This window comes from Pseudomonas sp. 22189 (assembly GCF_052045635.1).
GTDB classification, from domain to species: Bacteria; Pseudomonadota; Gammaproteobacteria; order Pseudomonadales; family Pseudomonadaceae; genus Aquipseudomonas; species Aquipseudomonas parakoreensis.
The window spans coordinates 199,368-224,154 of record NZ_JBQEPG010000007.1; the positions used below are offsets into that span (position 1 = coordinate 199,368).

The 24,787-nt window shown below is 61.5% G+C and carries 19 protein-coding genes and 1 tRNA gene; 4 read left to right on the forward strand and 16 right to left on the reverse strand.

The window, feature by feature from the left end; all coding sequences use genetic code 11:
• Positions 1 to 95: 95 nt before the first annotated feature.
• Both oscA and dibA read right to left on the reverse strand, forming a co-directional pair.
• The gene (oscA, locus tag ACTJKS_RS09975) at positions 96 to 278 is read right to left on the reverse strand and encodes a sulfur starvation response protein OscA (protein ID WP_039772974.1); all 183 of its coding nucleotides are present in this window, start codon (positions 276 to 278) and stop codon (positions 96 to 98) included.
• Positions 279 to 586: 308 nt separating this feature from the next.
• Positions 587 to 2,506 carry a phosphodiesterase DibA gene (gene dibA / locus ACTJKS_RS09980; RefSeq protein ID WP_108181330.1) on the reverse strand — a complete coding sequence of 640 codons (1,920 nt, stop codon included), beginning with the start codon at positions 2,504 to 2,506 and terminating at the stop codon, positions 587 to 589.
• Between the two features lie 147 nt (positions 2,507 to 2,653).
• On the opposite strand from dibA, the gene desA reads away from it, so the two are divergent.
• Positions 2,654 to 3,838 carry a delta-9 fatty acid desaturase DesA gene (gene desA / locus ACTJKS_RS09985; RefSeq protein WP_108181329.1) on the forward strand — a complete coding sequence of 395 codons (1,185 nt, stop codon included), beginning with the start codon at positions 2,654 to 2,656 and terminating at the stop codon, positions 3,836 to 3,838.
• Between the two features lie 247 nt (positions 3,839 to 4,085).
• A complete protein-coding gene (locus ACTJKS_RS09990) occupies positions 4,086 to 5,075 on the forward strand; it encodes a GGDEF domain-containing protein (protein ID WP_108181328.1) in 990 nt (329 codons plus the stop codon).
• 132 nt (positions 5,076 to 5,207) lie between these two features.
• Here the strand turns inward: ACTJKS_RS09990 and ACTJKS_RS09995 are convergent, their stop codons facing one another.
• From ACTJKS_RS09995 to gabD, 3 genes are all read right to left on the reverse strand, one after another.
• The gene (locus tag ACTJKS_RS09995; protein ID WP_086794828.1) at positions 5,208 to 6,419 is read right to left on the reverse strand and encodes a response regulator; all 1,212 of its coding nucleotides are present in this window, start codon (positions 6,417 to 6,419) and stop codon (positions 5,208 to 5,210) included.
• 131 nt (positions 6,420 to 6,550) lie between these two features.
• Positions 6,551 to 7,831 carry a 4-aminobutyrate--2-oxoglutarate transaminase gene (gabT, locus tag ACTJKS_RS10000; RefSeq protein WP_108181327.1) on the reverse strand — a complete coding sequence of 427 codons (1,281 nt, stop codon included), beginning with the start codon at positions 7,829 to 7,831 and terminating at the stop codon, positions 6,551 to 6,553.
• 185 nt (positions 7,832 to 8,016) lie between these two features.
• Complete coding sequence (gene gabD, locus ACTJKS_RS10005; protein ID WP_007963502.1) at positions 8,017 to 9,459, reverse strand: NADP-dependent succinate-semialdehyde dehydrogenase; 1,443 nt, start codon at positions 9,457 to 9,459, stop codon at positions 8,017 to 8,019.
• 442 nt (positions 9,460 to 9,901) lie between these two features.
• Here gabD and ACTJKS_RS10010 point away from each other — a divergent pair.
• Positions 9,902 to 9,978, forward strand: a tRNA-Arg gene (locus tag ACTJKS_RS10010).
• A 75-nt stretch (positions 9,979 to 10,053) separates the two neighbouring features.
• On the opposite strand, the gene ACTJKS_RS10015 is transcribed toward ACTJKS_RS10010, so the two are convergent.
• The 5 genes from ACTJKS_RS10015 to ACTJKS_RS10035 form a co-directional block, all read right to left on the reverse strand.
• Positions 10,054 to 10,284: a hypothetical protein gene (locus ACTJKS_RS10015; protein ID WP_174377072.1), complete on the reverse strand. Its 231-nt coding sequence runs from the start codon at positions 10,282 to 10,284 to the stop codon at positions 10,054 to 10,056.
• A gap of 56 nt (positions 10,285 to 10,340) precedes the next feature.
• Positions 10,341 to 10,940, reverse strand: a complete 600-nt coding sequence (locus ACTJKS_RS10020; RefSeq protein ID WP_108181326.1) for a hypothetical protein — start codon at positions 10,938 to 10,940, stop codon at positions 10,341 to 10,343.
• Positions 10,937 to 11,518: an RNA polymerase sigma factor gene (locus ACTJKS_RS10025; RefSeq protein WP_262947783.1), complete on the reverse strand. Its 582-nt coding sequence runs from the start codon at positions 11,516 to 11,518 to the stop codon at positions 10,937 to 10,939. Before ACTJKS_RS10025 ends, ACTJKS_RS10020 begins: the two co-directional genes overlap by 4 nt.
• 29 nt (positions 11,519 to 11,547) lie before the next feature.
• Entirely contained in the window at positions 11,548 to 13,233 is a 1,686-nt protein-coding gene (locus tag ACTJKS_RS10030; RefSeq protein ID WP_108181324.1) for a vWA domain-containing protein, read from the reverse strand.
• Positions 13,234 to 13,322: 89 nt separating this feature from the next.
• Positions 13,323 to 13,883 (reverse strand): YbhB/YbcL family Raf kinase inhibitor-like protein, encoded by a 561-nt coding sequence (locus ACTJKS_RS10035; protein ID WP_041071019.1) that lies wholly within the window; start codon positions 13,881 to 13,883, stop codon positions 13,323 to 13,325.
• A gap of 139 nt (positions 13,884 to 14,022) precedes the next feature.
• Here ACTJKS_RS10035 and ACTJKS_RS10040 point away from each other — a divergent pair, with 139 nt between their 5' ends.
• Complete coding sequence (locus ACTJKS_RS10040) at positions 14,023 to 15,546, forward strand: FAD-dependent oxidoreductase (RefSeq protein WP_108181323.1); 1,524 nt, start codon at positions 14,023 to 14,025, stop codon at positions 15,544 to 15,546.
• A 96-nt stretch (positions 15,547 to 15,642) separates the two neighbouring features.
• On the opposite strand, the gene pgaD is transcribed toward ACTJKS_RS10040, so the two are convergent.
• The 6 genes from pgaD to ACTJKS_RS10070 all read right to left on the reverse strand — a co-directional run bounded on the left by pgaD (position 15,643) and on the right by ACTJKS_RS10070 (position 24,726).
• A complete protein-coding gene (gene pgaD / locus ACTJKS_RS10045) occupies positions 15,643 to 16,176 on the reverse strand; it encodes a poly-beta-1,6-N-acetyl-D-glucosamine biosynthesis protein PgaD (protein WP_047290751.1) in 534 nt (177 codons plus the stop codon).
• Positions 16,173 to 17,528, reverse strand: coding sequence for a poly-beta-1,6-N-acetyl-D-glucosamine synthase (pgaC, locus tag ACTJKS_RS10050; RefSeq protein ID WP_083367373.1), 1,356 nt, complete (start codon positions 17,526 to 17,528; stop codon positions 16,173 to 16,175). The genes pgaD and pgaC overlap by 4 nt, the downstream gene beginning before the upstream one ends.
• A gap of 1 nt (position 17,529) precedes the next feature.
• Complete coding sequence (pgaB, locus tag ACTJKS_RS10055; protein WP_108181322.1) at positions 17,530 to 19,527, reverse strand: poly-beta-1,6-N-acetyl-D-glucosamine N-deacetylase PgaB; 1,998 nt, start codon at positions 19,525 to 19,527, stop codon at positions 17,530 to 17,532.
• A 12-nt stretch (positions 19,528 to 19,539) separates the two neighbouring features.
• The gene (gene pgaA / locus ACTJKS_RS10060) at positions 19,540 to 22,020 is read right to left on the reverse strand and encodes a poly-beta-1,6 N-acetyl-D-glucosamine export porin PgaA (RefSeq protein ID WP_142580076.1); all 2,481 of its coding nucleotides are present in this window, start codon (positions 22,018 to 22,020) and stop codon (positions 19,540 to 19,542) included.
• 248 nt (positions 22,021 to 22,268) lie between these two features.
• Positions 22,269 to 23,774 carry a YdgA family protein gene (locus ACTJKS_RS10065; RefSeq protein WP_108181321.1) on the reverse strand — a complete coding sequence of 502 codons (1,506 nt, stop codon included), beginning with the start codon at positions 23,772 to 23,774 and terminating at the stop codon, positions 22,269 to 22,271.
• 316 nt (positions 23,775 to 24,090) lie between these two features.
• A complete protein-coding gene (locus ACTJKS_RS10070; RefSeq protein WP_047290746.1) occupies positions 24,091 to 24,726 on the reverse strand; it encodes a hypothetical protein in 636 nt (211 codons plus the stop codon).
• Positions 24,727 to 24,787 lie beyond the last annotated feature (61 nt).

Below are 24,787 nucleotides of genomic sequence, written 5' to 3' on the forward strand. Positions count from 1 at the left end.
TCGGGGTGCCGGTTCAAAGATCGCAGCCTGCGGCAGCTCCTACACACAGCCCCCTGTAGGAGCATGCCGCAGGCTGCGATCTTTTGATCTTCATATCAGCTCGGTTTGTTACCCGGCTGCTGCAGACGGAATTTCTCTTTGCGTTCGATCTGCACGACCTGGGCGTTGTGCACAGTGATCTCCACCGCGCCGAAACGCAGATCGCGCAGGGCGCTCTGGATTTCCCGCAAGATGGTGCTTTCGTCCTGACCGTCAACGCTGCGAAGGGATGCGCTCATGGTGCTGCTCCTTTGAATGGGATATGCCTGGCAGTGGGCGGCACTGCGTTCGGCGTGGGAGCAATATAAGAGAGGCGCAGATATTCTTAAAAAGACTATTTAAGAATGTTTATATAACTAGAAAACATTATCTGACGGGCCAAGGGTTTGCGCGGTGTTCACTTAGTTTGAAGCCTGTATGAAACCCTGTGGCGAGGGGATTCATCCCCGATGGACTGCGTAGCAGCCCCTGTTTTTCAGGGCCGCTGCGCGACCCATCGGGGATAAATCCCCTCGCCACAGGTTTGGTGTCAGCCAGAGCAGGACTGTTAACCGATAACAGGGGCTTTGGCCCAATCAATCTCCCCCGCCGGCACTGGCCGCCCAAACCAGTAGCCCTGTCCCAGGTCACAGGCCTGCTCCAGCAGAAACGCCGCCTGCTCGGCCTGCTCGATCCCCTCGGCGTGCACCTGCATGCCCATGCTCCGGGCCAGCGCGATGATCACCCGGACGATCGCGGCGTCGTCCTCGTCCCAGGGCAACCCGGCGACAAAACCCTGATCGATCTTGAGCTTCTGCACCGGCAGGCGCTTGAGCCGCAACAGTGATGAGTAGCCGGTACCGAAATCGTCAATGGCCAGGCGAATCCCCAGTTCACGCAAATGATGCATCTGCTCCAGCGCCACTTCCGGATCATCCATCACCGCGCTCTCGGTGACTTCCAGTTCCAGAAAGGCCGGATCCAGACCGGTCTCGTGCAGCACCTGCGCCACCTGCTGATATAGCTCACGCCGGGCAAACAAGCGCGACGACACGTTCACCGCGACGAACGACAGTACGACCCCGGCCTGCTGCCATTGGCACATCTGCGAACACGCCTGGCGCATCACCCAGGCGTCGATTTCAGCAATCATCCCGGTGCGCTCGGCAATCGGAATGAATTCCGCCGGCGACACCAGCCCGCGCTGCGGATGCTGCCAACGCACCAGCGCTTCGACACCAATCAGGCGACTGCTGCGCAAATCGTGAACCGGCTGGTAGTAGACCCGCAGTTCCTGTTGCTCCAGCGCACGGCGCAGCTCGAAAGCGATCTCGACCCGTTGCTGCGCGTGCGCGGTCAGCTCTTCGGTGTACAACGCGTAACCGTTGCGCCCGCTGCTCTTGGCCTTGAACAGTGCGGCGTCGGCATTGCGCAACAATTGATCGGCACTCAACGCGTCGCTGGGGAACAGGCTGATGCCGATGCTGGCGTTGATGAACAGCTCATGCCGGTCGATGCCGAACGGCTCCTTGAGCGCATCGAGAATGCGCTGGGCCAGCGCCGCGGCTTGAACCAGTTGCGGACAACTCTCCGCCAGTACCGCGAATTCGTCACCACCTAGCCGCGCCAGGGTAATCCCGGGGCCGAACAGTTCCTGCAGGCGTGCCGCCACGACTTTGAGCAGGCGATCACCGACGTTATGGCCGAGGCTGTCGTTGATCATCTTGAAGTGGTCCAGATCGATCATCAGCAAGGCGCAGCCGCGCTTGTGGATCTGCGCCGACGCCAGCGCCTGCTCGGCGCGGTCGCTGAACAACAGGCGATTGGGCAGGTCGGTCAGCGGGTCGTGGTGGGCGAGGTGCTTGAGTTCGTGTTCAGAATCCTTGATCGCACTGATGTCGGAAAACACCGCCACGTAGTGGCTGAGGTGGCCCTGATCATCGTGAATCACGCGAATGGTCTGCCACTGCGGGTAAATCTCGCCGCTCTTGCGCCGGTTCCAGATCTCCCCGCTCCATTCGCCCTCGCTCTCCAACGTGGCGAACATCGCCTGATAGAAGCCCGGCGGATGGTGACCGGACTTGAACAGGCTCGGCTGATGGCCGAGAACTTCCTCGTACTGATAGCCAGTGATTTCCATGAACGCACGGTTGACGTGCACGATCAGGCCCTCGCGGTTGGTCACCAGCACGCCCTCGCGGGTGCAGTCGAATACCGCAGCAGCCTGGCGCAGGCGTTCACGGTCGGCCTGCCGCTCGCGTAACCGCGCACCGATACCGAGAAATTCGCACAATCTGGCCCGCGCGAGGAAAATCAGGCCCGCGCTGACGGCAGCCCAGACGTAACCGTTGATCAGTTGCCATCGCTGCAGATCGACAGACTCATCAAAGAAACTGTTCAATAAGTAACCAGTGCCCTGCAGCCAGACAACAGCAAGCAACAGGTAAAGCAGCGCTGCACGCAGGGCATCGCGGTAAGTGGCAGGCATTCGGCTGTCCATGTCCCTACAAAAAAGGTTGGAATTATAGGTCAAGAAACATCCAGCGACTCTTATCTGAAAGGGCGACTGGTTTTATCTGTGTGCTTGGTGATAATGCAACGGCTGTTTTTATCTTTATCGAGGGCCCTATAGCCTATGTGGTACGAAGGTTTTCTTGGCTTGTCGGCCTGGTCTCTGGTCGCGGTCACCCTGCTGATGACCCACGTGACAATTGTCGCCGTCACGGTCTATCTGCACCGTTACTCGGCCCATCGCTCACTTGAGCTGAATGCCGGCCTGAAACACTTTTTCCGCTTCTGGCTGTGGCTGACCACGGCGCAGAACACCCGCGAGTGGACTGCCATCCACCGCAAACACCACGCCAAGTGCGAAACCGAAGATGACCCGCACAGCCCGGTGATCAAGGGTCTGTCCACCGTGCTGCGCAAAGGCGCCGAGCTGTATCGCGCCGAAGCCGAGAATCCGGAGACCCTGCGCATCTACGGCAAGAACTGCCCGGAAGACTGGATCGAGCGCAATCTCTACAGCCGCTATCCGCTGCTGGGTGTGGCGATCATGGGCGTCCTCGATCTGCTGCTGTTCGGCACCATCGGCATTACCATCTGGGCGATCCAGATGATGTGGATCCCGGTCTGGGCCGCCGGCGTGGTCAACGGCCTGGGCCATGCCATCGGCTACCGCAACTTCGAATGCCGCGACGCGGCGACCAATCTGGTGCCGTGGGGCATCCTGATCGGTGGTGAAGAGCTGCACAACAACCATCACACCTACCCCAACTCGGCCAAGCTGTCGGTGAAGAAGTGGGAATTCGACCTCGGCTGGGCGTGGATCAAAGTCTTCAGCTTCTTCAGACTGGCCAAGGTCCAGCGTGTGGCGCCGATTGCCCACCGCGTCGAAGGCAAGGGCCATCTGGACATGGACACCGCCATGGCGATCCTCAACAACCGCTTCCAGATCATGGCCCAATACCGCAAATTGGTGATCGGCCCACTGGTCAAGCAGGAGCTGGACAAGGTCGATCATTCGGTACGCCATCAATTCCATCGCGCCAAACGCCTGCTGTCGCGGGAAACCAGCCTGCTGGAAGACCGTCATCACTTGCGCATCCAGAACATGCTCGAGCACAGCCAGGCGCTGAAGGTCATTTACGAAAAACGCCTGGCCCTGCAGCAGATCTGGGTCAAGACCAGCGCCAATGGCCACGACATGCTCGCCGCCATCAAGGAATGGGTGCACGAGGCCGAAGCCAGCGGCATCCAGTCCCTGCGTGAATTCGCCGACCAGCTGAAAACCTACTCGCTGCGCCCCGCCACAGCCTGACCGCCGTGAATGAATCCCCTGTGGTGAGGGGATTCATCCCCGATCGGTAGCGGAGCCAGCGCAAATCTGACGACGCGTTCTCATTGCTGAAACGCGTCATCTCTACCGCCCGGCGGGAGCAAGCCTCCTCGCCACAAAAGCGCGGAACTTAGCACCGAAAGCCCTATCTCAAAGACACTTCGCCATCCCGGCGGGCTGTACTGTGGCCGTTGTCGAAATCGCGGCACGCCCTTTGAGAAATGTGCCGATGGTCAACAACAATCAACAAGACTCATCCCTTGCGCAGTGGCCCGAGGCCGCGCAAACCCTGATGGCGCTGATGCACGCCCAAGGCGAAGTCGCCCGGCTGAGCGAGCGCGAACAACTGTTCAGTTCATTGCTGGTGAGCGTCAACGCGGTGCTCTGGGCGTTCAATTGGGAAACCCGTCAGGTGCTCTATGTCAGCCCTGCCTACGAGCGGATTTTCGGTCGTTCCGCAGGACTGTTGCTGGCTGACTACAACCAATGGCGCGACAGCATCTACCCCGACGACCTCGACTATGCCGAGCGCAGCCTGGCCGAAGTGCTGCACAAAGGCGCGGTGGAAGACCGCGAATACCGGATCATCGCCGCCGACGGCCAGGTTCGCTGGCTCAGCGACAAGTGCTTCATCAACCGTCAGGACGAGCCCGGGCAACCGGTGATCATCGTCGGCATCGCCGAAGACATCACCGACAAAAAACGCATGGAAACCGAACTGCATCGGCTGGCCACCACCGACGTACTGACCCAAAGCAGCAACCGTCGCCACTTCTTCGAATGCGCCAACCGCGAGTTCGACGACGCGCGCCTGCACGGTTCGCCACTGGCCTTCCTGCTGCTGGACATTGATGACTTCAAGCAGATCAACGACAGCTACGGCCACCCGGAAGGCGACAACGTGCTGCAACGCATCGCCGAATGCGGGCGTACCTCGTTACGTCGGGGTGATCTGTTCGGGCGGATTGGCGGCGAGGAGTTCGCTGCGGTGTTCCCCGGTTGTGCACCGGACATGGCGATGCAAGTGGCCGAGCGGCTGCAGCAGGAGATTCAGCGGATGGTCTTCAATGTCGAAGGCCAGACCTTCGGCATCACCGTCAGCCAGGGACTGACCAGCCTCAGGGATGAAGACGAAAGCCTCGACAGCCTGTTCGCCCGGGCGGATGCGGCGATGTATGAGGCCAAGCGTCAGGGCAAGAACCGGATTATCTCAAGCTGAAATCCATCCTCCGATTCACCTTCCCTTGTAGGAGCTGCGGCACGCTGCGATCTTTTGATTTTGTTTTAAAAGACAAGATCAAAAGATCGCAGCGTGCCGCAGCTCCTACAGGGGGGATGCTCGTGAATCCGGTTATTTACGCATCCGCATCAATTCCGGCAGCCCGATCTTCAGCAGCCGCGCCGTGCGACTCTTTGCCAGTTCCTCAACGCCCTCATGTTCGGTCAGGCGGGCCATTTGCGCCGCCATGTTCATCACCAGCGCCTCACGGGAATACACCCCGCCTCCGAGCTGGTAGACCGACGCAATCAACTCGCGCAGCTCCAGCGGCAGGCGCCAGCGCGTGCGCAACGCCGAACCGTAGGCCGCGCCGAATTCTGCCAGCGCGTCACCGACTTCCTCCCACTCATCCAGCTCACCACCAGCCTGCTTCCACTCCTGTAAACAGCGCAACAGCGCCAGATCGCCAAGGCGATGCAGCATGCCGGCGCAATAGCAGCGCTCCTGATCCAGGTCGAGCAGGCGCGCCAGGGTGCGGGCGTATTCGGCGGTGTGCAGCGACAAGCCCCAATAGCGCTCGGCGTAATCCGCCAGGCACGGGTCACTGAGTTTGGCGCTGCGCTTGAGCGCCAGGCCGAGAATCAGGTTCATGCTCTGCCCGGTCCCGAGGCGATGCAGCGCCTGCCCCAGGGTCTGTACCGCCGCGCCATGATGCTGCGCCGCGCTGTTGGCGGCGGCGATCAGCACGGCGGTAATCTGCGGATCGGTACGGATCTCTTCTTCCAGCAGTTTCAGGTCGAGGCCATTGGGGTTGAGGCTGCGTTTGACCGCCACCTGCACATCGGTCATCAACGGCGCGCCATCGGCCTGCTCGCGGCGCCGCTCGAGGAACACCGACAAGGTCATGCCCGGCGCCAGCGTCGGCACCTCGCAGAACACCTCTTCACCCGCATTCAACAGCAAACCCTGCAGCCGCTCGGTCAGGCTTTCCATGTTCAGCGGTTTGGTCAGGTAGGCCGTCGGGGCCAACGGGATGGCTTCGCGCACACTGGCGCTGTCGTTGCGACTGCTCATCAGAATGAACGGCAGCGGCGGATTGCGTTTGCGCTGGCGCACGCTGCGCAGCACGCTCAAGCCATCGATACCGGGCAACTCCCAATCGACGATGGCCAGGTCATAAGGCACTTCGCTGAGTAACGACATGGCTTGCTGGCCATCGGCACACAAGTCCAGCCGCGCATCACAGCGCACGTTGAGCAACACTTGTTTAAGCAGGTCACGAGACCACGGATCGGCCTCGGCAATCAGCACTCGGGGTACGGCGGGTAAATCAACGGCGGTCATGCGCGCTCTCCCTTGCAATGCCTGAACCTTAGCCAATGCTGGCCCTTCGATACAGCGCAAAAGGGTTTCTGAGGCATAAAAAAACCCGCCGAAGCGGGTTTTTTCTCGATCCGATCACACAGTGCCCGGCATTACAGCTCCGAGAAGCACTCTTCGATGATCGCCAGGCCTTTGTCCAGTTGCTCGTCCGGCGAGGTCAGCGGTACGAGAACGCGCAGCACGTTGCCGTAGGTGCCGCAAGACAGCAGGATCAGCCCCTTGTCACGTGCCTTGGCCACCACCGATGCCACTGCGGCAGCGTTCGGCTTGTGGCTGTCGCCGTTTTCGAACAGCTCGATCGCGATCATCGCGCCCAGCGCACGCACTTCGCCGATCACTGCCGGGTATTTGGCCTGGATGGCCTTCAGGCCGGTGACCAGACGCTCGCCGACAGCCTTGCAACGGTCCAGCAGGTGCTCTTCTTCGAACACTTCCATCACGGCCAGGGCCGCAGCGCAAGCGATCGGGCTACCGGCGTAGGTGCCGCCCAGGCCGCCTGGAGCGATGGCGTCCATGTATTCGGCCTTGCCGCAGACACCGGCCAGCGGGAAGCCGCCAGCGATGGATTTGGCGAAAGTGGTCAGGTCGGCAGCAACGCCCATCTGTTCCATGGCGAAGAAGGTGCCGGTACGGCCAGCGCCGGTCTGCACTTCGTCAGCGATCAGCAGGATGCCGTGCTGGTCGCACAGGGCGCGCAGACGCTTCATGAACTCTTTCGGCGCGACGTAGAAACCACCTTCACCCTGCACCGGCTCGATGATGATCGCGGCGATGTCTTTCGGCTCGGCGTCGTTCTTGAAGATGCGTTCGATGGACGCGATCGAATCGTCGATGCTCACACCGTGCAGCTCGTTCGGGTACAGCGCGCGGAAGATGCCGCCTGGCATCAGGCCCATGCCGGCCGAGTAAGGCACGACCTTACCGGTCAGGCCCAGGGTCATCATGGTGCGACCGTGGTAGGCACCGGTGAAGGCGATCACGCCGGCACGGCCAGTGGCGGCACGGGCGATCTTCACGGCGTTTTCCACGGCTTCGGAACCGGTGGTCACCAGCAGGGTTTTCTTGGCGAAATCACCAGGCACCTTGGCGTTGATCTTTTCACACAGCTCTACGTACGGTTCGTAGGCCAGCACCTGGAAACAGGTGTGGGTCAGCTTGTTCAGCTGTTCGGTCACCGCGGCGATGATTTTCGGGTGCACGTGGCCGGTGTTCAGTACCGCGATACCGCCGGCGAAGTCGATGAACTCACGACCTTCAACGTCAGTCACGGTAGCGTTCTTCGCCGATTCGGCGAAGATCGGGTGAATCTGGCCAACACCACGTGGAACAGCTGCGGTACGACGGGCCATCAGTTCAGCGTTAGTCTTGCTCATTACAGTCCTCATTCACCGCTCATCGGGCGGCGTGGTTCAAGGATAAAGCGGGAGGAATCGGCGGTGGCAGCATGCGATGATCGACTGCCACGGCGTTCCTGGCCGCAGAGAAAATTCCGGTTTGAAACGACGCAAAGGGACAGCGCTCTCGTGCCCTTTGCGTTTGCAGCGATCCCTTTCCCGGCTTAGATGCCCAGGCAGAGGTATTTGATTTCCAGGTAATCCTCGATGCCGTACTTGGAGCCTTCACGGCCCAGGCCCGACGCCTTGATGCCGCCGAACGGCGCGACTTCGTTGGAGATCAACCCGGTGTTGACGCCGACCATGCCATATTCCAGCGCTTCAGCCACACGGAACACACGACCGAGGTCACGAGCGTAGAAGTACGACGCCAGACCGAACTCGGTGTCGTTGGACATCGCGATCACTTCGGCTTCGTCTTTGAAGCGGAACAGCGGCGCCAGCGGGCCGAAGGTTTCTTCCTTGGCCACAGCCGCGTCTTTCGGCACGTTGGTCAGGATGGTCGGCTCGAAGAAGTTGCCTTCCATCGGCTTGCCACCGGCCAGCACGGTGGCGCCTTTGGCCACGGCGTCAGCGATGTGCTCTTGCACCTTGGCCACGGCTTTTTCGTCGATCAGCGGGCCAGTGGTGGTGCCTTCTTCCAGACCGTTGCCGATCTTCAGCTTGGCCACCGCCACTTTCAGCTTCTCGGCGAACGCGTCGTAGACCGAATCCTGAATGTACAGACGGTTGGCGCAGACGCAGGTCTGGCCATTGTTGCGGTATTTGGAAATGATCGCGCCTTCGACGGCCTTATCCAGGTCCGCGTCGTCGAACACGATGAACGGCGCGTTGCCGCCCAGTTCCAGCGAGACTTTCTTGATGTCCTTGGCGCATTCGGACATCAGCTGACGGCCGATTTCGGTCGAGCCGGTGAAGGACAGCTTGCGCACGATCGGGTTGCTGGTCAGCTCGCTGCCGATGTCGCCAGCGCTGCCGGAGACCACGCTGAACACGCCTTTAGGGATGCCGGCGCGCTGCGCCAGTTCAGCCAGGGCGAAGGCGGAGAATGGGGTTTGCGAAGCCGGCTTGAGCACCATGGTGCAACCAGCAGCCAGCGCAGGGCCGGCCTTACGGGTGATCATCGCCGCCGGGAAGTTCCACGGGGTGATCGCGGCGGTCACGCCAATTGGTTGCTTGATCACGATCAGGCGCTTGTCCGGCTGGTGGCCCGGAATCACATCACCGTAAATGCGCTTGGCTTCTTCGGCGAACCACTCGATGAACGACGCGGCGTAAACGATTTCGCCCTTGGCTTCGGCCAGCGGCTTGCCCTGCTCAAGAGTCATCAGGCGCGCGAGGTCGTCCTGGTTCTCGATCATCAGTTCGAACCAGCGACGCAGCTTTCCGGCACGCTCTTTGGCGGTCAGTGCACGCCAGGCCGGCAGCGCTTTGTCAGCGGCTTCGATGGCACGGCGGGTTTCGGCGGCGCCCATCTTCGGCACGGTGCCGAGAATTTCGCCGGTGGCCGGGTTGTTGACCTTGATCGTCTGACCGTTGTCCGCATCGACCCAAGCGCCATCAATGAAGGCTTGCTGGCGGAACAACTGGGTATCTTTAAGCTGCATGTCGGCTTTCCTTAACAGCACCGCGGCCTGCGCGGAGCAAAATTATGATTGTAGAAAGGCGCCTCGCAAGGCTGCCGTCAGGGAAATCATCGACCGGGTGAGGCGCAGTGATCGTGCGTTATTCACCGCACCTGCGCTTCCACACCCCGTCAAAGAGCGTTTGAAATCTCAAACGGATCGTAGGAGCAAAGGGGTTAAAGGACAATAGGTCGTTCGAAAAAAAGAACAAAAACCCTGCGTTTGCTGGATTTTTCAGATCAACGCGCAAAAAGCCCCGGCCGCAGCCAAACCATAGATCAGCCGGGAAAAAGCGCCAAGCGAGGGTTTTGCAGGACGTTACAGCTTTAAGGAATGCAGCGTTTCCACCGACACGCGCACTGACAAAACCCGCCAAAACCCGGCATGGACGCCCCGAGCCGACCTAGGTATGATGTCGCCCGCTGCACCAGTAGCTCAGCTGGATAGAGTACTGCCCTCCGAAGGCAGGGGTCGTGGGTTCGAATCCCGCCTGGTGCGCCATGAATTGAAACGAAAAGCCCCGGACTGTGATGGTCCGGGGCTTTTTTGTGGGCGCGGTGTTTGATGCAACGACGGTCACTCCGTCGTCCAGTCAAACTCATCGTAATCGTCATCTTCCTCCTCTTCCCCAGCCTCCTCAAAAACCTCGTCTTCTTCCACGACGTCATCTTCCGACTGGTTCAGCAGGAACTCCTTGCGCGCCTCGGTAATCGCGCGCCGCATCTCCTCGCCCTTCTGCGGGCAGTTGAGGAGTTGGGCGATGCGGTCGATTTTTGCTGCCACTTTGTTCTCCAGCGCTTCAGCCATGGCTCGATAGTGCGCGTTTTTGCCGGGCAATGCCAAATGGCTGGGTGAACAAGCGGTCAGTTCTGGCGTATGCGCTCAAGTCGCAGGTCGAGGTTCACCTCGGGGTAGCGTTTGTGCAGATTGTTGTACAGCGCATCCGCGGCTTGCGACTGGCCGGCCTCGCGCAGGCGCAGGACTTCGCGCAGTTGCTCATCCAGGCCGTTGGCCGGGGCGGCGGCGCGTTTGCTGAGTCTGGCTTCGTCGGCGCTGATCGCGTCGCTTTGCATCGGCTCGGCCATTTCCATCATCGGTGCCGGTGCGGGCATGGCCGCAGCGGGCGGGGCGGCCAGTGACTGCGCTTCCGCTGCTTGCTTGCGTGCCATTGGCGCAGCCGGTTTGGCGGCCGGGGTGAAGTCGAATTGCGCTGGCGGCTCGGGCGCACGTTGCACCAGCGACAGCATCAGTGCCACACCGACCAGGCTGGCGAATGCGACCTGCCAGCGCGGTTTCTGGCAGGCCTGCAGCCAGCGTTGCCACAGGCTGGGCTTGGGCGCCGGAGCTGCGCGGCGCGCAGCGGCGAGAATCAGCGCATCGAGCTGTTCTGACGGCTCGCCGGTGTGTTGCTCGCGATAATGTTTGAGCAGTTGCTCTTCGGGTGTCTGGCGGGCGTCAGTCATGTCAGTACCTCCTCGGCCAGCAGCCGACGCAGTTTTTGCTGGGCGTAGCGCAAGCGGCTCTTGACGGTTTCCAGCGATGTTTCGGTGAGGCTGGCGATTTGCGCCAGGTCGAGGTCACCGTGGGCGCGCAGCAGAAACACTTCGCGCTGCTCGGCGGGCAGGGTTTGCAGGGCGCTTTCCAGGCGCTGGCTGTCGCGGCTGAGCTTCAGCAGTTGCTCGGGATCGTGGGTCTCGTCACCGACCGCGTGCAGCTGTTCGTCGTAACTGTCGTGCAGCGGCTGATATGCGCCGTGTTTACGCCAGTGATCAATCAGCCGATTGCGCGCAATCTGGAACAGCCACGTACGAAACGTCGCCCGTCCTTGTGGCTGACTGGTGCTGCGGATCAGGCTCAGCCAAGTGTCTTGAAACACCTCGTCAGCCAGTTCCGGTTTGCCGCTCAACCCGAGCAGAAAGCGATACAGACTTTGCCGATGACGGCCGTACAAAATCTCGAACGCCGCGCCGTCGCCTTCGCGATAACGCGCCAGCAGCGTTTCATCGCTGCTGGCGGCCGGGCTGTCTGGTGAAGCAAACAGCTGACTGATGAAGCCTTTCAGACGACTCACTATTCAATCCGTCGCTCAGTGGGCATCGCATTCGATGCGGTTGAGCTGCGCAGGCTTTGCGCCAGTTCCACCAGTTGTACGAACTCGTTGCGCAGACCGAAACGGTCATCGCCGCGAGCGCCACGGGCCAGTGCCTCGGTGTCTTTCAGGCTGAAGTCGCCGGTGTAGCGAGCGTCCTTGAGCTGCTGGGAGAACGCTGCCACTGCCGCCGCGAAACGCAGATCCTCACTGGCCGGTGCGAGCTGATTGGCAATCGGCCGCTCGATCAGCAGACTTGTCCCACCTTCTGGCTGTTGATAACGGACACGCAGCATCGCCAATTCCCCGTTTTTCGCCGAAACCGCCGCTTGCGATTTACCGTAGCGCAGCGGTTCCAGCCAGCCCTGCTCACCTGCCGGAACAATTTCATACAGCGCGGTCACCGTGTGTCCTGCGCCAACTTCACCGGCATCGACCTTGTCGTTGCTGAAATCCTCACGCTTTAGCGCACGGTTTTCGTAGCCGAGCAGGCGATATTCACTGACCTGCGCCGGGTTGAACTCCACCTGCAATTTGACGTTTTTCGCCACCACGGCAAGGGTCGAACCGAGCTGATCCACCAACACCTTGCGCGCCTCGCGCAGGTTATCGATATAGGCGTAGTTGCCGTCGCCAGCGTCGGCCAACTGTTCCATCAAGTGTTCATTGTAGTTATCCACACCGAAACCCAGGGTGGTCAGGGAAATCCCGGTTTTGCGTTTATCCACAGCCATTTGCTTGAGGCTGTCGAAGTCGCTGATGCCGACGTTGAAGTCACCATCAGTGGCCAGCAGGATGCGGTTGATGCCTTTGGGGAGAAATGCCTGCTGCGCCATTTGATAGGCCAGTTCGATGCCCGACGCACCTGCAGTTGAGCCGCCAGCGGTCAATTGCTCGATGGCTGTGCGAATTTTGGCTTTTTCCCGGCCAGACGTTGGCTCCAGCACCACCCGGGATTCGCCGGCATACACCACCAGCGACACCCGATCCTGCTCGCGCAACTGATCAACCAACAGTTTCAGCGTGCTTTTGACCAGCGGCAGGCCTTCGCGGCGATCCATCGAACCGGACACGTCCACCAGAAACACCAGATTGGCCGGGGCCAGTTCCGCCACGGCCCGGTCGGAGGCCTTGATGCCGATGCGCAGCAGGCGCGTGTGCGGATTCCACGGGGTGGCGGCCAGTTCGGTAGTCACGCCGAAGGGCGAGCCATCGCTGGGCAGCGCATAGTTGTAGGGAAAGTAATTGACCATCTCTTCCAGCCGCACCGCACCTTCCGGAGGCAGGCGTCCCTGATTGAGCAGACGCCGGACGTTAGCGTAGGCACCGGTATCGACGTCGGCGCTGAAGGTCGAGACCGGAGATTCGGCCACGCTATGGATCGGATTATCGGCCAGCGCCTGATATTGCTCGCGCTGCTCGTCGCGATAGCCTTGTGGATAACTTTCCGGGGCCGGCATCGCCGCGAAACTCGCCATTGGCGCCGGTCGCGCACTGCGCTTGGCCATGGCGCCATCGACGCTGAGCGCTTCATGCTGAATCGACGCCTGTGGCTGGGCCGGCGCCGGGACAACAGCCGATTCGGGATTGGAAGACACGCCGCAACCGGCGACGGTCAACAATATACCGACAGCAACGGGTCGCAGAAAAGGCAGGGAGCGGGACATGGGGGCTGACCTCGGGATGAAAGTGATCCATTCATCCACTGAGACGGGCAGCCCCTTCAGATCGGGTTAAACCCCGCCAAAAAAATTTTTTAGCGGTGATAACGCCGCACCACGCTGCTGTTACGCAGTACGTGGCCTTTGATCTTGTCCATCAGCTCGGCGCGGGTCAGGCCGGCGGGCAAGGCATCCGGAGCCAGATCCAGGGCGTAGATCTGAATGATGTAGTGGTGTGCGCTGTCGCCAACCGGTGGGCATGGCCCGATGTAATGGGTGGTGCCTTTGCTGTTGGTGCCGCCTACGCCTTCGAGACTGGATTTGGCGCCGACACCGGCCGGGATCTGCCGGGTGGTGGCTTTGATGCCGTAATGAATCCAGTGATCGACGCCAGCCCCTTTCTGGCCGTCCGGGTCGTGCATGACGATCGCGTAGCTCTGGGTGCCGGCAGGCCCGGCGTTCCAGGCCAGTGCCGGGGACTGGTTCTTGCCACCGCAACCGGCCGCATCGCTCGCGGCGGCCGAGGTGAACAGGCGATTGTCCGAGACACCGGGGATATCGAGGGTAAAGCGCTCGGCCGCCTGCGCCGGAAACTGCACGCAAAGGGCGACGGCAACGGCCGCCAGCCAAGGGTTGAGAGAGGTCAATCGGGTCATTCCGGGAGTACCTTGTGCAGTTGGGCCTTCGTCGGCCTGCAAACTATAGCCGTACCGTTCGTGCCGTGGCAGTGGCAATTGGCTGAACCTCGCACTGCGGCGCAAACTCGTAAGAGAAATGCCTGTCAGGAGCACGACAATGAGCCTGCACCGTGTCGCCCGTGTCGCCGATGTCCCCGAAGACCGTGGCCTGCAAGTCGAAATCGGCGAGCGCAAGATTGTCCTGTTGCGCGCTAACGGCCAACTGCGCGCGTTTCAGGGCGAATGCCCACACGCCGGCGCGCCATTGGCTGACGGCGCGTTGTGCAACGGACGCCTGATCTGCCCGTGGCACAAAGCCGCGTTTCGTGTCGAAGACGGTGCGCTGTGCGAGCCGCCGGCCCTCGACAGCCTCAAGCGTTATCCGCTGGAGTTACGTGGCGATGAGGTCTGGGTCGATGATCAACCGCTACCGGATGGGCACACGCCGCCGGCCGATGATTCGCGCACCTTCGTGATTGTCGGCGCAGGTGCAGCGGGCACGGCATGTGCGGCGGCACTGCGGGAGAAAGGTTTCGGTGGCCGGATCATCATGCTCGACCGCGAAGCGGAAGCCGGTTACGACCGCACGGTGCTGAGCAAATTTGTCCTCGCCGGCGAAATGTCGGCGCAGGAAACCCCGCCGCTGCGCGATGAAAGCTTTTATAAGGAGCAGCGCATCGAACGCCGGCAAGGCGAAATTTCGGCCCTCGACGCAACAACGAAAACCCTGCATTTGAAGGATGGCCAGACCCATGGTTACGACGCCGCGGTACTCGCCACCGGCGGCGAGCCCAATCCGCTGCAACTGCCCGGCGCTGATCTGCCGCAGGTGTTCGTCCTGCGTTCGAAAGCCCAGGCTGAACAGATCATGCGCACGGCCAAACCCGAACAGCGGGCGCTGATCATCGGCGACAGCTTTATCGCCCTGGAATGCGCCTCGGCCCTGCGCCAGCTCGGGCTCGACGTAACGGTCAGCGCCCGCCACGCCATTCCGTTTGCCGCGCAATTCGGCACAACCGTGGGTAAAGCGATCCGTGCGCTGCATGAACAACACGGGGTGAAATTCATCACCGATCACGAAGTCCGGGAAATCATTGGCGACGGCAAAGTCGAAGCGGTGCTGCTGGACAACGGTTTGCGCGTCTCGGCGGATCTGGTGCTGGCGGGGGTCGGCGTGCATCCGGCCACCGAGGCTTTTGCGTCGCTGCCGAGGGAGAAAGACCAGTCACTGCGAGTCGACGCCGGCCTGCGTGTTTGCGACGGGCTGTGGGCAATTGGCGATATCGCCACGTTCCCCCTGAGCGGCCAGCCGCAACGCATCGAGCACTGGCGCCTGGCCCAGCAGCACGCACGCATCGCTGCCGCCAACATGTTGGGCGCCGATGAGCATTATCTGGATGTGCCGTTTTTCTGGACCTGGCACTTCGGCAGGAACTACGACTACCTGGGCCACGCCAGTCAGTGGGATGAAATCGAGTTCAAGGGCGAACCCGAGCATCCGCCGTTCATCGGCCTGTTCGGCCACAACGGCGTGGTGGTCGCCGCGGTTGCCTGCGAGGAGGAGCGGGCCATGGCGATGCTCGCGGAGCGGATGAAACAACCACTGGCGATGGAGGAAGCTTGGGAGCTGATTCGCTACTGAATGCTGAATGCTGAATGCTGAATGCTGAATGCTGAACAATGTTGGAGCTGCCGAAGGCTGCGATCTTTTNCGGCAGCTCCTACAGGGGGGCATCTTTCAGGTGGGGCGATTTACCGGGTCGCGATTATCGTCATCCTCGGCGTGCAGAAAGATCACCCGCGGATGCTCCAGCGGCGCCAGCGGTGGCGGCAATTCCGCCGGTTCCAGCGGCCGAAAGTTCAGCACCACATGGCTGATGTCACCTTCCTGATCGTTGTGGATGGTCATCACCCCCGGCGTGCGCAGTTTCTGCAAGCGCTCATCGCACAGGCGGAAGCTCTTGCTCAGCCCTTCATCATCGACCACCGGCGCCGGTAATCGACGCTGGGCGAAGCTTCGGCTTTTGCGCTGTTGATAACGCGCCCAACCAATCAGGATCACCGCGTTGACCAGCGCCACCCACAGGTAGATCTGCAACGTACCCAGGGCCTCGAATGCCGAGTTGTCGATGCGTGGCCCACCGGCGTGGGTTTCGATCAGCGGCCACAGCCCGCGTATCAGCAGGAACAGCAGGCCGACCCAGGCCAGCACGGTGAGAATCACGTCGATCACGACCAGGAACGGTCGCTGGCGGGTCCGGATGATTTTCATTTGATGACCTCCTCTTCGTCGTCGCCGACCGGTTTGATGCCCCGATCAGGACTGACCCAGCGCGCACGCTTCTGATGTTGGCCAAACAAGACCTTGGGGAAGCTGACCAAGGTGGTGAGCAGACTGACCAGCCAGAAAGCGATCGGATACCAGACCACCCAGAACATGGTTCGGCCCAGACCCGGCTCATAGCGCCGGTCGATAATGATGCTGACGGCGAACTGCACCAGACAGACGAAGGCCAGCAGCAATCCAGTGAACGCCGGGGGCATCAGGTGATGCACGGCAATCGACTCCGGCATGACGACGAACTTGCCAACGGCCCAGAAAATTACCGACAGCAGAAAGGTGAAGGCCCAACCAGTCGAAAGGCAATACTCGAACAGCAGCGGCCACAGGTAACGATGGCGGTACTGCCAGATGCCGCGAATGTTCTTGAACAGCACCTCGGCACCGCCCTGGGCCCAGCGCAGGCGCTGCTTCCACAGACCACGCAGGGTTTCCGGCATCAGGATCCAGCACAGCGCGCGCGGCTCGTAAAAGATGCTCCAGTGATCGAGTTGCAGCTTCCAGCTGATGTCGATGTCTTCGGTGATCATGTCCGGGCTCCAGTAGCCGACCCGGTTCAACGCGGTACGGCGGAACGCGACGATCACCCCGGACACGGTGAAGATCCGCCCGAACACCCGTTGCGTGCGCTTGATCAGACCGATGATCGACGAGAACTCGCCGACCTGCACCCGCCCGACCAATGTCGAACGTGTACGGATACGCGGGTTGCCGGTCACTGCGCCGAGGCGCGCGTTGTCGAGCATCGGCGCCACCAGATAGGCCGCCGTGTTCGGTGCCAGCAGCGCGTCACCGTCGATGCACACCAGATATTCGCTGCGCGCGGCAATGGCGCCCATGCGCAGGGCCACGGCCTTGCCCTGGTTTTCCGCCAGATGCAGCACCCGCAGGCGTGGGTCTTCCTGGGCGAGCCGGTCGAGCACTTCGGCGGTGTTGTCCTTGGAACCGTCGTTGATCGCGATGACTTCGATGTTCGGGTAATGCTGGGCCAGCGCCGCGTGAATGGTATCGGCGGCGTTTTCGCCTTCGTTGTAGCAAGGGATCAGGATCGAGATCAGTGGCTCGCCTTCCAGTGGCGGCGGCAGCGTGTCGTCCTGCCATGGCCAGTGACGCTCCCAGTGCAGCCAGAAATACAGGCCACCGGCGATCCACAGGCCGGACATGAACAACGGGTAGAAGAACACGAAGTCCATCAGGAACTGCCCGGTGACCAGGAAGATCAACCCCAGCGGCACGCCGAGGACGAGCGCCAGAACAAGCAGGGCTAACAGTCTATCCAGCATGTCATGGGTTCCATTTGTTGGAGAGCGCAGGCCTTACGGTTTTCAGGTCCGGCAGGTTGTCGAGGAAGTTGTCCGGGTAGTAACCGAAACTGGTCGCCCCCTGACGCTTGAGCCGGCCCATCCAGTCCGCCAGTTGCGCACCGTCGATGTCGGCCTGATCCTTTTTCGTCCAGTCGCGGGCCTGCAGCTCGAACACCGTGCGATCCAGTGCACCGGGGCGCTGTTTGATCTTCGCCACCAGCTCTTCAAGCCACGGGCCGGATTGCGCCTGGGTCTGTTTTTCCATCAGCGGCATGGCCATCGGCGCCGTCCAGTCGTAGGTCACGAGGAAGTCGTCGAGGTTCTGCGCAAACCAGGCTTCGCTCTCAGGATTGAGTACCGGCTCGGCGAAGATGTTGCGTGCGGTCAGCACCTGCGGGCCACGGATCGCGCGGACCTTAGCGGTCAGCTCATTGGTGAAGTCGATCAGGTATTTGCTCTTGAACCGCGTCCAGCGCTGCATCGCAGCCGGATCATCGCGAAGCGCCGCAATGGACCCCGGCAAGCCGTGCGCGGCATACGCCTTCAGGGCCTCGGGGCTGGCGTCTTCGAAGTCCGAGAGCACCGCGTCGTCGTGGTACAGAATGCCATCCACCGACGTCAGGCGCGCCACGTCTTCGTAGATTTCACCGATGATCCGCCGTACTTGCGGATCGAACGGCGACAGGCGCTGATACTGGCCCGGATCGACCGAGGTGCTGCCGGTCTTCGGATCCCAGCGCGTAACACGCGGCAGCTTCGCATCGAGGCCGAAACTCAGCACCGGCATCCACGCGAAGACTTTCACGTGCGCCCGAGTGCGCAGTTGCCAGGCAACGCGATCGAAGATGTCGGCGCGCACCGGCAGGTGACGGTTGGGGAAGTACAGCGAGTGCACCAGTCCGTCGCCCTTCGGATCGGCGAAAGCCTGCAGGAACACGGTGTTGGCACCCATGTCGGCCATGCGCTGGATCAGCTTGCCGAGGTTGATTTCCTGTTGCCCCGGGTCTGGGTCGTAAACGTTGTCCAGATCAACGTGCACCACACGCATGGCGAAATCCGATTGCACGCCGACGATGCTGTTGGCGAAATGCTCGCCGTCAGGATCCGAGGCCACCAGGAAGCGCGGACTGCTCATCAGGTTGTCGAGGGCGTCGAGACCGTCGTCCAGGGTCAGGGCCATTTCGTAGCCCTGCTCGCCGACCACTGTTAGCGAAGTGCCGTCCGCCGTGCCGTACGGCCATACCCAGATGCGCGGTTTCTTGCCGGTGACTTTGCGGATTTTTTCCGAGATGGTCGCCACGTCATTGCTGATTCGAGCGCGGAACTGCTCTTCGGACTCATAGCGCTTGGTGAGCGGATCGTAGCGTCGGGTGGCCGCCGCCGGCTGCATGTTGCCTTGCGGGTTGGCGAGGATGCCTTTGTGGCTGGCGTCGGTGTGCGCGGCGATTTCCACCAGCCCTGACTGCGAGATTTCCCGCACCTGATCCCAGGTCAGAAAGTCCGAACGTGCGCGGGGGGCGCCGGCAAAATCCACCGGTTGATTGAGCGGCGTGTCGATCCACACGCCGACCGGCGCCAGCAGAGCGTGCCAGTTGTAGGCGCGCAGCACCGGCAGCACGCGGGTGTAGAAGCTTGAATAACCATCGTCGAAGCTGAGCAGGATCGCTTTGGCCGGCAGTTCCGGGCCGCCCTTGCGCGCCGCCATGATCTGATCGACGGTGACCGGTTGGTAGCCGTTCTCCCGCAGCCACGCGAGCTGCTCGATCATGCGCTCGGTGCGCACCGCCACCACCGCCTGATCGGGGTCGCGGTCTTCGATATCGTGATAGGCAATGCCCAGCACATGGTTTTTCGGCCAGGGTTTTTCATTGGCCGCCACCGGACGTTGCGACGGTGGCGCGAAGGCCGGGGCTTGCTGGGCGCAGGCGCTGATCAGCAGCACTCCCAGCAGAAGGATGAAACGCGTCATCAAAGGCATCTTCAAACTCTTCTAGAAGCGGAAAGTGAGGTCGACGAGCAGACGCAGATCGGTCTCCCGATCACCGTCGTAGGGCCGGTTGATCACACTGAACAAACCGCCCACCTCGAACACGTCGTTCCAGGCATAACGCTGGCCGTAGCCGAGCATCGCCATGCCGCCGGTGCCGTGGTCACGCTGGCTGTAGGTGCCCGCCCCGGCCTGAAACTGCTGGCTCCACGAGGTTTCGTAACGGTGGTAGAGCACATGGTTGACGTTGACCGTCGGCATCACGCTGAAGTCCGCCTTCGGGTTGAAGTACGGCACATCCTCGGACTTGGAGTTGTGACTGGTACCGACTTCCAGACCGGCATCGACCTGCACGTTCGGCGCGCTGTAGACGCCCTCGCGCCCGGTGAGCAAGGCTTCGACGCGGTTGTTGCCGTCGCTGAAGTGCGACGGGCTGACCGACAGCCGCCACTCGCGACTTTCGTTGGCGCGCCAGCGAATGAACGCGTTGCCGCCGTTGGCCTTGATGTCGCTGTTGAGCGCCCGCAACGGCGTCTCGGCCGACAGATAGGCGAAGCTGCCGCCGTACTGCCAGTGATCGTTGATGTCGCGGGCAATCGCGATGCGCGCGCCCTGCTTGGCGCCGTAACCGTAATCGTGGTTGGAGACCTCGGCTTCCAGGCTCATGTCGCGGGTACGGCGCTCCAGACCGACACGCTGGAAGCGGTCGGTGCCCGTGCCTTCGGCGAAGTCGCCGGTGGCATAACCGGCGCCGACGAACACCCGCCAGTCTTCATCGATCGGCGGGCTGTACAGAGTGCTCTGGATGCCGAAATCGCGGCTGCCACTGACCGCGCCCGCACCACTGCCGCCGCCTCCGTTGGCCTTGCCGCCATAGGCTTCGACGCGCAGTTCGGACATGTCGTGCACTTCGCGCTCGCGGGCCGCTCGTTGCACCTGACGGTTGTCGGGAAAACGCGCGACCACGTCATCGGTCAGCGCATCCATTTGCCGCCATTCCTGCAGGGTCATCGCGGTGCGCGCCTGAGCCAGTTCCAGGCCCATGTCGCGCGGGACCATGCTCTCGGTTTCCTTGAGCTGATTTTCCGCGCGGCGTGGCCATTGCCGAGCCAGGTACAGATCGGCCTGCGCCAGGCGCAGGCCGATGTTGCCCGGGGCCTGATCGACCAGTGTCTGCAGGCGCTCTTCGCCGTGCGGCAGGTCGGAGCCGTAGGTGCCGGCCTGCGCCGCGAGTTGCTGGGCGTCCATCCACTCATCATTGGGGTTGCCGATCGGCAAGCCCTTGAGTTCGACGCGCGGTTTCTGGGCCTTGGCCAGATCCTCGGCGACTTTGCGCGCTTCATCGGCGCGGTCGCTTTCCAGCAACGAGTAGTACAACGCGGTGGTGTCTTCGAGGCGATCACCGACATCGGCGTCCGGGGCCGACAGCACCTGGCGATACAGGTCGGTAGAGACTTCTGGCTGGCGCTGATCCAGATACGACGCCGCCACCCAGCGCAAGGCGTAGGTCGGAATCTTCACGCCTTCGCTTTGCAGCTTCTGGTATTCATTGATCACGTCTGCGGTGCGCGCCCGGGCCTTGAGTGCGCCCATGCGGTCGATGCGCCAGCGAATCACGTCATCATGGGCGCTGGCATCCGGGGTCCAGGTGGCGAGCAGTTTGTCGTAATCGGCCAGCGCGCGGTCGGCGATCACGTAGCGTTCTTTTTCACTGCGGGTGGCGAGTTCGGCCAGACGCACGCGTTCGGCGGCCAGATCACCTTCGAGTCGACGCAAGGTGACCGGGTCGATCAGCCCCGGACGTTGATTGGCCAGACGCAGCGCCGGTTCCGGCAGCCGCGCCTTTTGCAGGGCGACCACGTATTCGCGGGCGACTTCCGGCTTGCTGCCGGCACGGATAAACGCTTGATCGTATTCAAACAACGCGTCGTACTGCTTGCCGGCGCGGGTCAGGGCATAGCCCAGTGCGAGGCGGCGCGAAGGATCGTCGGGTTTGGCGGCGACCAGCGCCTTGGCGCGGGTCACGGCTTCGTCGGGTTTGCCCGCGTCAGCCTGAGTCAGGGCCAGCCCCAATTGCAGGTCAGCGTTGTCCGGCTCCAGCGCCAGCGCCTTGTTGTAGACCTGAGTCGCCTGATCCCAACGCTTGAGGTTGCGATAGGCCCGTGCGGTGGCGGTCAGTGCCTGCACCGGCAGCACCCGGTCACGGCCCTGGGTTTCATAGACCTGCACCACTTCGGCATCGAGGCCGGCCCAACTGGCGATCTGCAGGTGATCGCTGATCTGGCCAGTGGTCGACTGCCCCGGTGGCACCTGGCGCAGCACGTTCAGCGCAGGCGTGGTCTGCCCGGCACGGGCATCACGCACCATCTGATCATAGGGCGTATCGGCAAACGCCAGTGCCGGCCAGAGCAACTGGCTGCACAGCGCAACACGAAACAACGGGCGTAAACCACGATGTAGAACAGGCACATCAATACGCGGCATTCGTCAGCATCCTTACATGGCCAGCCGGGTCGCAATGCCCCCCTTGCCCATTCGTAACGGAGGCTGAGCCAATAAAGACCCAGCCAAGCTTAGTCAGGCAGTCTTGCATGCAAGCGTAGTCGAATATTCAGAACACAATAATTGTTCAGAATCGTGCCGCCGGTTCAGTGCAAAACCCGAACGCCAGACAGCAAAACGCCCGGCGTCCGCGAATCCAGAGGCCGGGCGTTGCTATTTAGAGCGCAGGATTACTGCACTTGCGTGACGCCAGCGAACTTGCTCATCAGGAAGCCGACGAACTGCTCGACGGTCATTTTCTGGCCGTTGAATTCCACCTGGTTGGCGGCGTAATGCAGCTTGGTCACGACATTGGTGCCGTCGACGGTCGCCAATTGCGAACCGACTGCCATGCCGGAGAACATGTCGGCACCGGCGCTGGCCTGATCGACGATGGCTTTGGCGTCAGTCTGACCGTCGAGCTGCGCCTGCACGCTGAGCAGGTCGATCAGCATCGGCTTGGACACCTGAATATTCAGGTCCAGCAGCGCGATCAATTGCTTGCCCAGTTGATCCGGCGGCAGATCCATCGATTGCGGTTTGGTCAGATCAATCACCAGACTGGCGCGACTTTCACCGTTGGCGGTTTTCAGCGACAGGTTTTCCAGCGCGATCTGTGGACTGGCGGCCAGCAGTTTCTGCAGGTCAGCCTTGACCTGTGCCGACTCGGCTTCGGTCAGGTTCAGCTCCGGTGCCGGCAGGCCGGCTTCGGCAGCGGCCGCCGCTTCCTTCTCGTACGGCTGCAATTTGGTCTGGTAGATCTGCATCAGCGACATGGTCGACGGGATGTCGAGGTTCTTCAGGCTCATGGCCATGTTGGCCGAACCGATTTTCTTGTCGTTGAGGGTGACTTCACCCACCTTGTAGTCAGCGCGGCCCGAGGCATTGCTGCCGCTCTCTTCGGTGAGGTTCTTCATTTCGAAGTTCTTCACGCCGAGTACCGACTGCTTGGGACCGAAAGTGGTTTTGCTGTTGGTCAGCTCCAGGGTGTTTTCCCCGGTGTAGTAGCCGTAGCTGCTCTTGGTAAGGTTGCTGGCCAGGGTCAGACCGTTGAGTTCGACCTGCACCGGTGCCTGATCCTGCGACACGGTGACCAGTTTCAGGCTGTCCATGTAGCCGTCAGCCTTGACCTTCTGCGCCTGGGCACTGGCGGAGATGTTCATGGTCAGGCCGGAGAATTTCAGGCTCGACTGCTCGTCCAGCGCGGTTTCCAGCGGTAGCAACTCGAGGCTGCTGGTGGTGGATTCGTCGTAGCCGAGGTTGGTCACACCTTTGAGCGGCGCGGCGCCCTTGGTGGCGGCAAACCATTTTTCGGTGGCCGGGCTCTTTTCCAGCTCGTAATTGCTGGTGGCCATGACCGGCAGCCACTTCAGCGACACCAGGCGCGAGAACGGCAGCGGGCCGTGTTCGATGTGATCGACGAACAGCAGCTCGACCGGCTGGTCACCGAACATCTCGCCTTCGCCCTTGAGGCGGTAGTGCGCGGTGCTGGTGAAGGTGTGGCGCTCCAGCGACACCAGCTCCAGCGACGCGCTGCCATTGGAGCCGGCCATCGCGGTCTGCAGCTCTTTGTTGGCGTTGCTGACGGCGTTGTTCAGTACGCCTTCAATCTTGGTCCCGGTATACCAGGCCCCGCCGGCGCTGATCGCACCGATGGCAACAACAATCCCGAGAAGCACGCCTGCTGATTTATTCATGAATGACCTGATCAATGTCCGTGGCTGAAAGTGTGGTCGTCTTCCCTGAACCCGTGACCGGGTCGCGGCTCGACTCCGCTGAAATTAGCGGTGGAGATTAGCACTGGCAGCGCGAGGCGGCCCAATGTTTAAAGGTTAAAGAGTGTCTATGGGGAGTGTGGACAGCTGACAGGCGGGGAGAGTTGCAGTGTTGTTGAGGACGCTATCGCTGGCAAGCCAGCTCCCACAGGACTGGTTGTGTTCACAAAATCCGAGAACACCACAAAAACTGTGGGAGCTGGCTTGCCAGCGATGGGGCCAGAGGACTCCCAGAAGATCAGGAATACTGAACCTCGATCTCATCGAGCTGATGATCAAAGCTCTTCAACCGCGCCGTCCAGGTATACACCAGCACTTCAAAGTCGCGATCAATCACCGCCCCGCCCGGCCCATCGGCCCGGGGATCGCAGAAATCCAGCTGATAGCGCTCCCGGGCCATGGCCGTGGCGACATCCGACAGTTCGCGGGCATTGTTGAGCCAGTGCCAGCCTTCATCGGCAATCTGCTTGTCGAGTTCCAGGCACTGTTTTTTCAGGGCTTCGAGGCTTTTTTCCAGCGGGGTGCCGGTCAGTTCGCCCATGACTTCGGCGAAGGTGCGTCCCGGTTGCCAGTAGCTGCCCCAGAAGTAGCGATCAAACACGGTTTCGACCCGGCGCAGGGCGACTTTGGTGTCCCAGATCAGCACCAGGGTCTTGCCCTGTTCCAACTGGCGTTTCTTGACCCGCTGCACCTGGACCGAGGCCCACGCCACGACGACGATGGCCATCACCGCGATCAACGCCGTGGCGCTGTCGAGGAAGACCATGGCCTTGTCGATCTGATGGGCCAGCATGATGCCGTAGAAATAGGTGGCCGATAGCAGCACCAGCGCTACCAGGGCGCACCAGAAGCCGAGAGCGTAAGGGTTTTTCATTATTGGTTTCCCCTAGACCAGCGCTAGCAATGTGCGCTGAAAGGGTGCGTTGCACGGGGCA